Source organism: Comamonas halotolerans (genome assembly GCF_030162935.1).
Lineage (GTDB): Bacteria > Pseudomonadota > Gammaproteobacteria > Burkholderiales > Burkholderiaceae_C > Comamonas > Comamonas halotolerans.
Genome location: NZ_JASAUZ010000034.1, coordinates 126,990 through 139,851 on the forward strand (window position 1 = coordinate 126,990; position 12,862 = coordinate 139,851).

Genomic DNA, 12,862 nt, shown 5'->3' on the forward strand with positions numbered 1-12,862 from the left:
CAGTGGTGCATCAGGCTTGTTTCTTGGGTTTGAACAGCAGTCCCAGTGGGCCGCGGTGCCACCAGCGCTCTCCGCCGCGGTGGGGTTGGCCCATGGCTTGGGTAATGCGGTCCAGCACAATGGCCAGCAGCACAATTCCCAGGCCGCCCACGGTAGCCAAGCCCATGTCCAGACGGCCAATTCCACGCAGAACCATTTGGCCCAGGCCACCCACGGCGATCATGGATGCAATCACCACCATGGAAAGGGACAGCATCAGCGCCTGGTTGATACCTGCCATGATGTTGGGCATGGCCAAAGGCAGCTGAACCTTCCACAGCAACTGCCATGGGGATGCACCGTAAGCGCGGCTGGCTTCAATCAGGTCGGGGCGCACTTGGCGAATGCCCAGATTGGTCAGACGCACCAAGGGTGGCAACGCAAAAATGATGGTCACGATCACGCCGGGAACATTACCAATGCCAAACAGCATGACCACAGGCACCAAATAGACGAATGCCGGGGTGGTCTGCATGGCATCGAGAATGGGGCGGGTCCAGCGCTGAGCGCGGTCGCTGGACGCAATCAAAATGCCAAGTGGCAGTCCAATCACGATACAGAATGCCAAAGAGGTCAGCACCAGGGACAGCGTCACCATGGCCTCAGGCCATATGCCCAGCACAGCAATGGCTATCAGCGAACAGGCGGTGCCAATGGCCAGACCGCGACCAGCAAACTGCCAGGCAAACAAGGCAACCAGCAGTGTCAGCAAGGGCCAGGGAACTGCCAACATGAGCTGCTCGACACCTGACAAGGTGGCGTCGATAGGAGCCCGAACAGCCTGGAAGAAAGGACGGAAGTTTTCCACCACCCACTCAAGGCCTTGGTTGATCCAGCCTTCAAGCGGCAGACCATCAGCCCACAGTTGTTCCCACCAGTTCAGCGGCGTATCGCTCGTGTTGGTGGCTCCAGCCAGCCAGTCAGTGCCTGCGCCCGTATCGGGAGTTGTAGGTGTTCCCCAAGGGTCGGCAGACGCAGATTCGGCGGTGTTTACAGTACTTGCTGCCCATGGGTCTGTGCTGGCAGTGGCAGGCTCTGCTGCAGTTGCCCAAGGGTCGTTGTTTGCAGTCACTTCACTCATGCTTGTTCTCCTTGTGGTTTGGTGGATACGCTGTCCGAATGCTCTTGGAGCATGGAGGGCGAGTCGGTTTCACCAGTGGGGAACAAAGGGTTGAGTGTGACGGGAGGGCGTACTGGCTGCGGTGGCGGTACGGGCGGTGTATCGCGGTCCAGGAAGCGCAACATGGTGGTGCGACTGATTACGCCGAGAAACTTGCCGTCTTCGGCCAGCACAGGCATCGGGCAGGGCGCAGTAGCCATCGGACCAAAGAGCTCGGCCACAGGTGTTGAGGCCTCGCAGGTCACGACATTGTCGATAAATGCGTGCTTGAGGCCGAGCATGCCCTCATGGCCATGCAAGGCATCACGCAGCGATTGGGCGGAAACCACTCCCATGAGACGCTTGCGGGCATTCAAGACGTAGGCGTGATCGCGATCGGAATCATCGATCAAACGTAGCGCTGCACGGCAGCCGCGATCGTTGTGCTCGGAGATGATGGTCAGTGCCTGACGCGCAATGTCCGAGGCTTTGAAAACTGCTGCTGCGTCCACGCCCTTGATAAAGCTGCGGACATAGTCGTCAGCAGGACTGCGCAGGATATCGTCAGGTGTGCCCACCTGGATGACTTGGCCATCTTTCATGATGGCAATGCGATCACCAATGCGCATGGCCTCATCCAGATCGTGCGAGATGAAGACGATGGTGCGGCGTTTGGTTTCCTGCAAACGCAGCAACTCGGACTGCATTTCAGTGCGAATGATGGGGTCGAGCGCTGAAAAAGCTTCGTCCATCAGCAAGATGGATGGGTCTGAAGCCAGGGCACGGGCCAAACCAACACGCTGCTGCATACCACCCGATAGTTCATCGGGGTAGCTGGCGCCCCAGGCACCAAGGCCCACTTGCTCCAGCGCTTCTTGTGCAGCTTGCTGACGAACGGATTTATCGACACCAGCCATCTCGAGGCCGAAAGCGGTGTTGTCCAGCACAGTCATATGCGGCATCAAGGCAAACGACTGAAAGACCATGGAAATGTCTTTGCGGCGCAATGCACGCAAATCTTTGTCGCTGAGGCTGTTGATGTCTTGGCCGTCAACGACGATACGACCGCTGGTTGGCTCGATCAGGCGATTGAGCATGCGCACCAGCGTGGATTTGCCGGAACCCGACAAACCCATGACGACAAAGATTTCTCCAGCTTCAATGGTGAAGTTGGCATCGAACACGCCGATCGATTGACCTGTGCGTTCGAGAATTTGTTGCTTGGAAAGCCCTTGGCGCACCAGGTCCAAGGCTTGCTTTGGATGTTCACCAAAGACCTTGAAGACGTTTTCGATGCGAATTTGTTTGGCCACTGGTTGTCCTCCCTTGATTTTTTCTTTGGGGGGTTAAACACAGTGCAGCCGCGTCACAAGCGGTGCTTGGACGGCCTACACGCGAAGCCAAATGTCATGCCAACCGATGCGGCGACCTTGCCACATCATGGAAAGTCGCGAAAAGAGGGTGTGTCGGGCCCGAATGGCAACGTAAGTGCGCAAGGGCCACGAAGAAAGGGCAGAGGCAGCGCACTCTGTGTGTGCGTCACTTAATCCAAACGGTTCCGTGCATCAGTGCCAGACATCTGGCGCTGTGGTGCTGCAACTGCGGATACAGCGCTTGCACCAGATGAATCCATGCAAGAAATGCATGGATTACCTGCATGGCAGGTTGTTAATGAGGTGCGTATTCTAACTATTGGCTATATGGTTGTCAAGAATAAATTTCAGCATTCATGAATGCAATCCATTGCATTCGTAGACATTCTGGTCTCAGATGTAGGCAAAAGATGACAAAAATAGAAAACCGGCCCAAAGGCCGGTTGAGATGGTGTCGTGGGCGAATTAGTGTGCGGGAGGATGCTGGCTGTGGATTAGCTTGTCGGTATAAGCGATGGCCAGGGCGCTGAGCAGGAACACCAGATGGATGATGGTTTGCCACATCAGGACTTTGACATCGTAGTTGCCCGCATTGATAAAGGTTTTGAGCAGATGGATAGAGCTGATGCCAATGATGGACAGCGCCAGCTTTACCTTCAGTACCGATGCATTCACGTGGTCCAGCCATTCGGGCTGATCAGGATGACTGTCCAGGCCCAGTCGGCTGACAAAGGTTTCATAACCGCCAACGATCACCATGATCAGCAAGTTGGAGATCATGACAACATCAATCAGGGCCAGCACTACTAGCATGATGATGGTCTCGTTCAGACCTGTCACTGGAGCATCGGGTTTGTAGCCGATATTGTTGACCAGTGCCTGCAAGGCCTCCTGGCTGCCGAATGCAGCCTCTATCAGGTGCCATAGCTCTACCAAGAAATGCCAGACATAGACACCTTGCGCTGCAATCAGGCCTAAGTACAGGGGAAGTTGTAGCCAGCGGCTGGCAAAAATCAAGCTGGGGAGGGTACGCATGGAGGAGTTGCAAGAGGGAGGTGCAGGTGACTCGGTATTCGGGTCCAGGGAAGCCATAAATTCAATCGAAAACAGATGTAGCCAAGCCGCGCAAAAATTGCGCAGGGGCGGCATTTTAGGGTGATGATCTAATGGTTAACCCTGTCTAAGTCCTTAGTTTTCCTCGGAATTGTCTGACACGCAGTCAGTGGTATGTAAGTGCTGGGGCTGACATTTGCTCTCAAACTATGACACCTCAAAGAGCAAGGAGACAAAGCCATGAATGCACCCGGTTCCTCGATTGAATCTGTGTTGGTGGAAAGCCGCGTGTTTTCCCCATCGGAAACCACCCAAAAGGCAGCACGTATTTCCGGGATGGCGGCCTATGACGCTTTATGCGCAGAGGCGAGCCAGGACTATGAAGGCTATTGGGCAAGGCTGGCGCGCGAAAACATGGTCTGGACCAAGCCTTTCACACAGATTCTCGATGAAAGCAATGCGCCGTTTTACCGCTGGTTTGCCGACGGTGAGCTGAATGCCAGTGCCAACTGCCTGGACAAGCACATGGGCACAGCAGTTGAGCACAAGACGGCCATCATTTTTGAGGCTGACGATGGACAGGTTACCAAGGTCAGCTATCGTGAATTGCTGAACCGTGTGGCGCAGTTTGCCAATGGGCTCAAGTCGCAGGGCGTTCAAAAAGGCGATCGGGTTCTGATCTATATGCCCATGACGATTGAAGGTGTGGTGGCCATGCAGGCCTGTGCGCGTATCGGCGCAACACACTCCGTGGTGTTTGGCGGGTTCTCGGCCAAAGCGGTTCAAGAGCGCATCGTGGACGTGGGCGCAAAAGTGGTCATTACCGCCAACTATCAAATGCGTGGCGGAAAGGAGCTGCCTCTTAAAGCGATTGTGGATGAGGCCTTGAGTTTAGGCGGCTGCGAGGCAGTGCAGCGTGTGCTGGTGTTTGAGCGCACGGCCACGGCTTGCGCCATGGTGGAGGGGCGTGACATCACGTTTGATGGGCTGCTGGATGGTCAGAGTAACGAATGCGCGCCAGTGGCCGTGGAGGCAGAGCACCCGCTGTTCATCCTCTACACCAGCGGCTCTACCGGCAAACCCAAGGGCGTGCAGCATGCCACCGGTGGCTACATGCTCTGGGCCAAGCAAACGGTGGAGTGGACTTTTGACATGCAGCCCAGCGACGTGTTCTGGTGCACGGCGGATATAGGCTGGATTACAGGGCACACTTATGTCGCCTATGGGCCGCTGGCTGCAGGCGCTACACAGATTGTGTTTGAAGGCGTGCCTACCTATCCGCATGCTGGTCGCTTCTGGGAAATGATTGAGCGTCATGACTGCACCATTTTCTACACCGCACCTACGGCTATCCGCTCACTGATCAAAGCAGCAGAAACTGATGAAAAGGTGCATCCCAAGAACTGGAATCTCGGTAGTTTGCGTATTCTGGGCAGCGTGGGAGAGCCGATCAACCCTGAGGCCTGGATGTGGTATTACCGCAATGTGGGCGGGGAGCGTTGCCCGATTGTGGATACCTTCTGGCAAACCGAGAACGGTGGTCACATGATCACGCCACTGCCAGGGGCTACACCGCTGGTGCCAGGCTCTTGCACCTTGCCTTTGCCGGGCATCCAGGCGGCTATCGTGGATGAGACTGGTAATGAACTGCCAAATGGTGCGGGTGGCATGCTGGTGGTAAAGCGTCCATGGCCCAGCATGATTCGCAATATCTGGGGGGATCCGGAGCGTTTCAAGAAAAGCTATTTCCCTGAAGAGCTGGGCGGTAAGACCTACCTCGCTGGAGATGGTGCAGTGCGCAGCGAAGATCGTGGCTATTTCCGGATCACGGGGCGTATAGATGATGTGCTCAATGTATCAGGGCATCGCATGGGTACGATGGAGATTGAGTCGGCACTGGTTGCAAAAACCGACTTGGTGGCAGAAGCTGCAGTTGTGGGGCGGCCAGACGATTTGACCGGAGAGGCGATCTGTGCGTTCGTGGTGCTCAAACGGCCATTGCCCTCCGATCCAGAAGAAGCCAAGGTGCTGGCCAATGAGTTGCGTAACTGGGTAGCCAAAGAAATTGGTCCTATTGCCAAGCCCAAAGACATTCGTTTTGGTGAAAATCTGCCTAAAACGCGTAGCGGCAAGATCATGCGCCGCCTGTTGCGCTCCATTGCCAAGGGCGAGGCCATCACCCAGGATACCAGTACGCTGGAGAATCCGGCCATTTTGGAGCAGTTGGCCAAAACCAATTGAGGTTTCGCCTGCAATGGCGCTCAAGCAGCGCTTTGAGAAAAGCCACCAGCAGGTGGCTTTTTTTCGCCTGTAGGAATTCAAGCGAATCCCAAACGCGCACTGAACTGGCGCAAACACAACAGATATTGAGGTACAAATCAGCCTATAGCGTAAAGGAAACAGGTATGAAATCTCGCATTGCATTACTGGTGCTAATCATCGTGTTGATCGGTGTACTGGGCTTTTTTAACTTCCCTTATTTGGCGCAGACAGTGCCTATGTCATTGGGTTTTACGAGCATTGACGCCCCGCTGGGTTTGATCTTGATGGCATTGACTGCTTTGATGGCAGTGGTGTTTGTGGCCTATGTCATTGCCATGCAAGGTGCATGGTTGCTGGAGGCCCGTGCGCATGCCAAGGAAATGGCTGCGCAGCGTGAACTGGCGGACAAGGCTGAAGCTTCTAGGTTTACGGAGTTGCGGGTAGCGATTGAAAGCCTGCATCGCGAAGAAGAGCGTCGCTTGCTGGAGCGCATGGATGTGCTGGAATCGCATCTGCATGCGCGTGCGCAAGAAAGTGACAACTCGACTGCGGCCTATGTGGGGCAGCTGGAGCAGCAATTGCGTGCAAATCCCAAAACTATTAACGCTCCGGAGCGAGCAGATCAGCCAACCATTGATCCCCTGGACATCTCACCGCGCAATACGCAGTTTTGAAGTTGAAGTGGGGCGGCGTTGTATGAGACAGGGCGCCTTTTGCGTAAGGCTTTACATGCTGAATTGAGTACAGTCTCTCGTAGAACATGGAGCATGGAATACGCAGAGCCTCCCAAAAACAAAAGCCACCGAAAGGTGGCTTTTGTTTTTGGCTTTCAGCAGGAAGGCTTGGCTATTTCAGACTCAGCACCCAAGCGGCCAGTTTCTGGGCATCAGCTTCACTGACTTGGTTATTGGCAGGCATGGGCACCGGGCCCCACACACCGCTGCCACCCTTAACAATTTTGCTGGCCAGCTTGCTGGCGGCATCACTTTGGCTGGCATAACGATTGGCGACGTCTTTGAATGATGGTCCAACCAGTTTTTTCTCCACTGCGTGGCAAGCCATGCAGTTTTTTGCCGTTGCCAAAGCCTGGTTGGCCATAGCTGGCGAGACCACACTCAGGGTCAATGCAATAGTGATCAAAGAATGCTTCATCGCTCAACTTTCTTCTGTGGGCTTTTTCTGGCAAGCATTGTAGAGTGCAACGTGTGAATGCAGCTTATCGCCTCAGTGAAGGCATGGTGAAGGAGGGTATCTAACAATGTGGTTGCTAGGCACGGTATCTTTGGTGGCGTTGCTGCGGGTGTTGGCACATCTGCAGGTGGTGGATGTGGCAGGTATTTCCGCACTGTCTTGGTGGTGGGTCATCGGTGGTTTTGCACTGAGCGCAGCATGGTTTGCTTATGCCGACTTTTCAGGTCTCACGACGCGCAAAGCCATGGAACGCATGGGCGAGCGCAAGCAAGCACGTATCCAAAAGCAGCGCGACGCGCTGGGTGTGCGCCGCAAGCGCTGATGTCTGCATTCGCCAATTGCGAAGGTCGTAGGCCGTGGACTGTGGGGGAAGACGCAGCAGCTTGGCGCATGGGGTGGGCCATAATGATCGGATGGGTCGAAAGTGCCCGCTACCGAGACATTCATTCCTCCAAGAACTAGCTCCACCATGCCTGCTTACCGTTCCAAGACTTCTACCGGCGGCCGTAACATGGCCGGTGCCCGCGCCCTGTGGCGTGCCACTGGCATGAAAGATGGCGACTTTGACAAGCCCATCATTGCCATTGCCAACTCCTTTACCCAGTTTGTGCCGGGTCACGTGCACCTGAAGGATCTGGGGCAACTGGTTGCCCGTGAAATCGAGGCGGCAGGCGGTGTCGCCAAGGAGTTCAATACCATCGCTGTGGATGACGGTATCGCCATGGGCCACGATGGGATGTTGTATTCGCTGCCCAGTCGCGACATCATTGCGGACTCGGTGGAGTACATGGTCAATGCCCACTGTGCCGACGCACTGGTATGCATTTCCAATTGCGACAAGATTACCCCCGGCATGCTCATGGCCGCCATGCGCCTGAACATTCCCGTGATCTTTGTCTCCGGTGGCCCGATGGAAGCGGGCAAGACAAAACTAGCCAACCCCACCACCAACGTCATTGAGTTCAAGAAGCTGGACCTGGTGGATGCCATGGTGATTGCTGCGGACAAGAACTACACCGATGAGCAGGTCGCGCAGGTTGAGCGCTCGGCGTGTCCTACCTGTGGTTCGTGCTCGGGCATGTTCACAGCCAATTCCATGAACTGCCTGACTGAAGCATTAGGCCTGTCGCTGCCTGGTAACGGTACGGTCGTAGCCACGCATGCTGATCGCGAGGCGCTGTTCAAGCAGGCTGGCCGTCGCATTGTCGAGTTGTGCAAGCAGTACTACGAGCAAGAGGATGCTTCGGTATTGCCCCGTTCTGTAGGTTTCAAGGCGTTTGAAAATGCCATGACCCTGGATATTGCCATGGGCGGCTCCACCAATACCATCCTGCATTTGCTGGCGATTGCCCAAGAGGCTGAGATCGACTTCACCATGGCAGACATCGACCGTTTGTCGCGCGTCGTACCTCAGCTGTGCAAGGTGGCACCCAATACGCAAAAGTACCACATCGAAGATGTGCACCGTGCGGGCGGCATCATGGCCATCCTGGGTGAACTGGCGCGAGCAGGCAAGCTGCACACCGATGTGCCAACCATACATGCCAAGAGCATGGCGGATGCGCTGGCGCAGTGGGATGTGATGGTGACCCAAGATGAAGCTGTCAAACAGTTCTACCTGGCTGGCCCGGCAGGTATTCCCACCCAGGTCGCGTTCAGCCAGAACACCCGCTGGCCCAGCCTGGATCTGGACCGTGCAGAGGGTTGCATTCGTTCCTATGATCACGCATTCAGCAAAGAGGGTGGCTTGGCCGTGTTGTTTGGCAACATTGCGCAAAACGGTTGCGTGGTGAAGTCGGCAGGGGTGGATGAGTCCATCCTGGTGTTTGAGGGCAATGCCCACGTGACCGAGTCACAAGATGAAGCCGTGCAGAACATTCTGGATGACAAGGTGGTTGCGGGTGATGTGGTCATCGTGCGCTACGAAGGTCCCAAGGGGGGGCCTGGCATGCAGGAAATGCTGTACCCCACCAGCTACATCAAATCCAAGGGCTTGGGCAAGGCCTGTGCGTTGCTGACCGATGGCCGCTTCTCGGGTGGCACATCGGGGCTGTCAATCGGTCATTGCTCGCCGGAAGCTGCGGCTGGTGGTGCAATTGGCTTGGTACAGAACGGTGACCGTATCCGTATCGATATTCCTAACCGATCGATCAACGTACTGGTCAGCGATGAAGAGCTGGCGCGTCGCCGCGAAGCGCAAAATGCCAAGGGCTGGAAGCCTGCACAGCCACGTCCTCGCAAGGTGTCGGCTGCGCTCAAGGCGTATGCCAAGTTGGTGACTTCGGCGGATACTGGCGCGGTGCGTGATTTGTCCAAACTGGACGACTAAACCATCTCTGCGCAGCGCTAAAAGCCGCCTTTCATAGGCGGCTTTTTTGCGTCCGTGCAGCATGGCTGTGGGCGAGGTTGACAATCTCATCCACATGGATGACAAGCTTGCGCTGTTGTATGCAGCTTGCAGAATTCTTCGAGACGATCAGTACATCAGTACTTGAGAGCCTTTGTTTGGCCTCGTTAGCAGGTCATTTTTAGTAATGTTTATCTGAATTGGTTGTGAAAGGCTGATGTGATGTTTCATCCCCGGTTGTGGCATCGTACTTTGCGCATGCTGACTTGCGCCATGTTGGCTAGCGTGGTGGTGCCAGCCTGGGCGCAAATCAAAGAGTTTCCACAGCATCCCATCAAATTGGTTGTGCCTTTTGCGGCTGGAGGCTCAACTGACATCGTGGCACGTTTGGTTGCCGAGGGGATGCAAGCGCAGCTTCAGCAAACGGTGTATGTGGAAAACAAAGCAGGGGCTGGTGGAATGCTGGGGGCGGAGCAGGTCGCGCAAGCCCATGCCGATGGTTATACCGTAGGGCTGGGCTCTATCAGCACCTTGGCCGTTAACCCTGTTGTGCTCAAAGCAGCAAGAGTGCAACCGCTGCGTGATTTCAAAATGGTGCTGCCATTGGCATCTATCGCATCGGTGTTTTCTGTGACACCTTCAATTGGGGTGATGAATTTTGAGCAGTTTCTCAAAGCTGCACGTCAGCAAGGTGATGAATGGTCGGCAGGGTCTTCGGGGGTGGGCTCTATTGGCCATGTCATCTTGGAGGCGCTGAATGCCGAGCTGGGATTGCGTCTGCGTCATATCCCCTTCAAAGGTATGGGGCCGGTGGTCCAGAGCGTTTTAGCGGGACAAACTCAGGTTTTGAGTGACCAATATCCATCTTCCGCTCCACATATTCAAGCGGCTCGACTGCTGCCTTTTGCGGTGGCAGCCCATGCACGCTTGGCTGATTTGCCACAGGTGCCGACCTTGCAAGAGCTTGGCTACCCGCAACTCAACGCGTTGGCAATTACCTGGTTTGGTCTGGTCGTGCCAGCATCTACGCCAGATGCCGTGGTCATGCGTCTGAACCTAGCAGCCAACGCAGCGCTACAACAACCACAGCTGCAAGCACACTTGGCGAAGCTGGGAGTTGCATCCATGGGCGGCACGCCGCGGGATTTGGAGGCAATGGTCGAACAAACTACGGCGCAAGTGCAGCAGTTGGTCAAACAGCGTGGTATCACAGATGGCATGTGACCTCAATGTGCTCGGTTTGGAGAAGTTTGTGGCTCCACTAACGCTGCGATCCGCTGCTTGTAGGCCGAGGTCTCAGTTGCGAATGTGGGGGTGAAAGCTGTGTTGATAATGAAGTCGCACGAGTTGATTGTTTTACCTCTGTGCTAGTTGTTGACTCTCACTGAATCCTGTTCATGAAAACTGCTTCTGATTGGCTGGCACGTAGTCTGGATAAGCTGCGTGGCGTATCTTCACAACCCGATGCGAGCGCAGCGCAGCGCCCATTGGAGGAGCGTTTGAAAGCCACGTTACGACGTGGTCAGGAAGCCCTGCCGCCTCATGTACTGAGGCGTTTGATGGACGACCTGCAAGCGGCTGCTAGTGAGCAACTCAGTGAAGTGGAGGCTGCCAAGCACGCACAGACCGTCATGGACTGGTATGAGGGTGCAAATGATGCACAAAGGGAAGACCTGTGGCTTTTGATGTGCCAGGAGTTTGGGCCAGATGTTCAGCGTATTCACGCAGTACGTCAGCAACTGGAGCAGGCGAGTAACTCCACGGAAATGGCTCAGGCAGAAATAGCGCTGCGCAAAGTACTGGTGTCTGCACGGACTCGGCTGCTACAGCGATTTTCCGTCCCGACAGGGGGGATGCGGTTTCTGATTGATATGCGTGCCCAGCTATTGAAGCTTCCCAAAAGCGATAAGCGTTTTGTTGCTCTGGATGCAGAACTGGAGCACTTGTTCTCTAACTGGTTTGATGTGGCATTTTTAGAGTTGCGCAAACTGACCTGGGATTCACCGGCCTCTTTGCTGGAAAAGTTGATTGAGTATGAAGCGGTGCATGACATCCGAAGCTGGGCAGATTTGAAGAATCGGGTGGATAGCGACCGCCGTTGCTATGGTTTCTTCCATCCCAAGATGCCTGATGAGCCACTCATATTTGTGGAAGTGGCGTTGGTCGAGCAGATGTCTGCAGCGATTGCCCCTTTGCTGGATGAGCATGGGGCACGCGCTAATCTGAGCAAAGCTAACACGGCTATTTTTTACTCCATCAGCAATACCCAAATCGGATTGCGTGGTGTGAGCTTTGGTAATTCGCTGATCAAGCGCGTGGTTGATGACTTGTTGTGCGAGCTGCCAAAACTGCGCAGCTTTGCAACTTTGTCGCCTATTCCTGGTTTTCGGCAATGGTTGCTCAAGCACGGAGATTCCGTAATTGCGCAGTGGTCGCCCAAACAGCAAGCTTCCGTTGAAAAGGCTTTGGGCGTGGAGTCGCCCGTACAGGCTGCGCAGTTGGTGCAGGCCAGTGAAGATTTACAGCAGTGGAGCGAGACACATGTGCTGCGCAAAGCCTTGATGGGGTGCGCGGCGTATTACTTGAGCAAAGGTATGGACAAGGGGCGCCCACTTGATCCTGTTGCACGTTTTCACCTTGGCAATGGTGCGCGGGTTGAACGTATCAACTGGGCGGCAGATTTGTCTGGCAAAGGTCTCAAGCAGTCGCTGGGCCTGATGGTGAATTATTTATATGATCTCAAGCGTCTGGACAAGCACAGAGAAGCATTGGCAAAAGGTAAAGTGCCAGCTTCTGCGGAGGTCGAGGCCTTGTGCAAAGATTGGTGAGCAATGTTCTTGTAGTGTTAATTTTGGGTGTCTGTTGACGGACATACCACATAAAAAAAGCGCCTTCAAAGGCGCTTTTTTTATGTGGTGCAATACTGAAAACAAGGTTAAGCAGCCGTGCCCATTTGTGCTTGTAGGTAATTGGCCAACCCCATCATATCGATCAGACCCAGCTGCTTTTCCAGCCAATAGGCGTGATCTTCTTCGGTGTCTTTCAACTGTGCCAAAAGCAAGTCACGCGACTGAAAGTCTTGGTGTTTCTCACACAACACCATGGCCGCACGCAGGTTGTCGCGTACCTGGTATTCAACGGCCAAGTCTTTGCGCAGCATTTCTTCCACAGTTTCACCTGCAGTGAATGCATGGGGCCGCATGTCTGGTTTGCCACCCAAGAAGAGCACACGGCGCAAGATGACATCAGCATGCTGTGTCTCTTCTTCCATCTCGTGGTTGATACGCTCGTACAAACGCATGAAACCTTGGTCTTCATACTGGCGCGAGTGAATGAAGTACTGGTCACGTGCAGCCAGCTCGCCGCGCAGGAGTTCGTTGAGGCTGGCAATGACTTCTGGATGGCCTTGCATGGTTATTTTTTTCATTGAAGTGACGGATGCTTGCAGTATCGCGGCAAGCGACAGGAGGTTCAATCATCTGTGTGCAAACCCCTGAT

The 12,862-nt window shown here is 54.8% G+C and carries 11 protein-coding genes; 6 read left to right on the forward strand and 5 right to left on the reverse strand.

From position 1 onward, the window contains the following. Nucleotides 1-10: 10 nt before the first annotated feature. The 3 genes from proW to QEP11_RS13495 form a co-directional block, all read right to left on the reverse strand. Nucleotides 11-1,120 carry a glycine betaine/L-proline ABC transporter permease ProW gene (gene proW / locus QEP11_RS13485; RefSeq protein WP_284337163.1) on the reverse strand — a complete coding sequence of 370 codons (1,110 nt, stop codon included), beginning with the start codon at nt 1,118-1,120 and terminating at the stop codon, nt 11-13. Next, entirely contained in the window at nt 1,117-2,451 is a 1,335-nt protein-coding gene (proV, locus tag QEP11_RS13490; RefSeq protein ID WP_284337164.1) for a glycine betaine/L-proline ABC transporter ATP-binding protein ProV, read from the reverse strand. The genes proW and proV overlap by 4 nt, the downstream gene beginning before the upstream one ends. A 525-nt stretch (nt 2,452-2,976) precedes the next feature. Beyond that, nucleotides 2,977-3,546 (reverse strand): TIGR00645 family protein, encoded by a 570-nt coding sequence (locus QEP11_RS13495; protein WP_284337311.1) that lies wholly within the window; start codon nt 3,544-3,546, stop codon nt 2,977-2,979. A gap of 258 nt (nt 3,547-3,804) precedes the next feature. On the opposite strand from QEP11_RS13495, the gene acs reads away from it, so the two are divergent. Together acs and QEP11_RS13505 are read left to right on the forward strand one after the other, a co-directional pair. Further along, on the forward strand, nt 3,805-5,805 hold the full coding sequence (acs, locus tag QEP11_RS13500) for an acetate--CoA ligase (RefSeq protein ID WP_284337165.1): 2,001 nt from the start codon (nt 3,805-3,807) through the stop codon (nt 5,803-5,805). 164 nt (nt 5,806-5,969) lie between these two features. After that, nucleotides 5,970-6,500: a LapA family protein gene (locus tag QEP11_RS13505; RefSeq protein WP_284337166.1), complete on the forward strand. Its 531-nt coding sequence runs from the start codon at nt 5,970-5,972 to the stop codon at nt 6,498-6,500. A 172-nt stretch (nt 6,501-6,672) separates the two neighbouring features. Here QEP11_RS13505 and QEP11_RS13510 read toward each other — a convergent pair whose 3' ends face one another. Further along, nucleotides 6,673-6,978, reverse strand: coding sequence for a c-type cytochrome (locus QEP11_RS13510; protein WP_284337167.1), 306 nt, complete (start codon nt 6,976-6,978; stop codon nt 6,673-6,675). 106 nt (nt 6,979-7,084) lie between these two features. Here QEP11_RS13510 and QEP11_RS13515 point away from each other — a divergent pair, with 106 nt between their 5' ends. From QEP11_RS13515 to QEP11_RS13530, 4 genes are all read left to right on the forward strand, one after another. Then, a complete protein-coding gene (locus tag QEP11_RS13515; protein ID WP_284337168.1) occupies nt 7,085-7,339 on the forward strand; it encodes a TIGR04438 family Trp-rich protein in 255 nt (84 codons plus the stop codon). Nucleotides 7,340-7,486: 147 nt separating this feature from the next. Beyond that, nucleotides 7,487-9,346 (forward strand): dihydroxy-acid dehydratase, encoded by a 1,860-nt coding sequence (gene ilvD / locus QEP11_RS13520; protein WP_284337169.1) that lies wholly within the window; start codon nt 7,487-7,489, stop codon nt 9,344-9,346. Between the two features lie 240 nt (nt 9,347-9,586). Then, the gene (locus tag QEP11_RS13525; protein ID WP_284337170.1) at nt 9,587-10,588 is read left to right on the forward strand and encodes a Bug family tripartite tricarboxylate transporter substrate binding protein; all 1,002 of its coding nucleotides are present in this window, start codon (nt 9,587-9,589) and stop codon (nt 10,586-10,588) included. A 173-nt stretch (nt 10,589-10,761) separates the two neighbouring features. Then, nucleotides 10,762-12,192 (forward strand): malonyl-CoA decarboxylase, encoded by a 1,431-nt coding sequence (locus QEP11_RS13530; RefSeq protein WP_284337171.1) that lies wholly within the window; start codon nt 10,762-10,764, stop codon nt 12,190-12,192. Between the two features lie 107 nt (nt 12,193-12,299). Here QEP11_RS13530 and bfr read toward each other — a convergent pair whose 3' ends face one another. Beyond that, nucleotides 12,300-12,776, reverse strand: coding sequence for a bacterioferritin (gene bfr, locus QEP11_RS13535; RefSeq protein ID WP_284337312.1), 477 nt, complete (start codon nt 12,774-12,776; stop codon nt 12,300-12,302). Nucleotides 12,777-12,862: the final 86 nt, after the last annotated feature.

Bases quoted from the DNA above. Each gene is read 5' to 3' on its own strand.
- proW (WP_284337163.1), bottom strand. From the start codon at position 1,120: ATGAGTGAAGTGACTGCAAACAACGACCCTTGGGCAACTGCAGCAGAG.
- QEP11_RS13495 (WP_284337311.1), bottom strand. From the start codon at position 3,546: ATGCGTACCCTCCCCAGCTTGATTTTTGCCAGCCGCTGGCTACAACTT.
- acs (WP_284337165.1), top strand. From the start codon at position 3,805: ATGAATGCACCCGGTTCCTCGATTGAATCTGTGTTGGTGGAAAGCCGC.
- QEP11_RS13505 (WP_284337166.1), top strand. From the start codon at position 5,970: ATGAAATCTCGCATTGCATTACTGGTGCTAATCATCGTGTTGATCGGT.
- QEP11_RS13510 (WP_284337167.1), bottom strand. From the start codon at position 6,978: ATGAAGCATTCTTTGATCACTATTGCATTGACCCTGAGTGTGGTCTCG.
- QEP11_RS13515 (WP_284337168.1), top strand. From the start codon at position 7,085: ATGTGGTTGCTAGGCACGGTATCTTTGGTGGCGTTGCTGCGGGTGTTG.
- ilvD (WP_284337169.1), top strand. From the start codon at position 7,487: ATGCCTGCTTACCGTTCCAAGACTTCTACCGGCGGCCGTAACATGGCC.
- QEP11_RS13525 (WP_284337170.1), top strand. From the start codon at position 9,587: ATGTTTCATCCCCGGTTGTGGCATCGTACTTTGCGCATGCTGACTTGC.
- QEP11_RS13530 (WP_284337171.1), top strand. From the start codon at position 10,762: ATGAAAACTGCTTCTGATTGGCTGGCACGTAGTCTGGATAAGCTGCGT.
- bfr (WP_284337312.1), bottom strand. From the start codon at position 12,776: ATGCAAGGCCATCCAGAAGTCATTGCCAGCCTCAACGAACTCCTGCGC.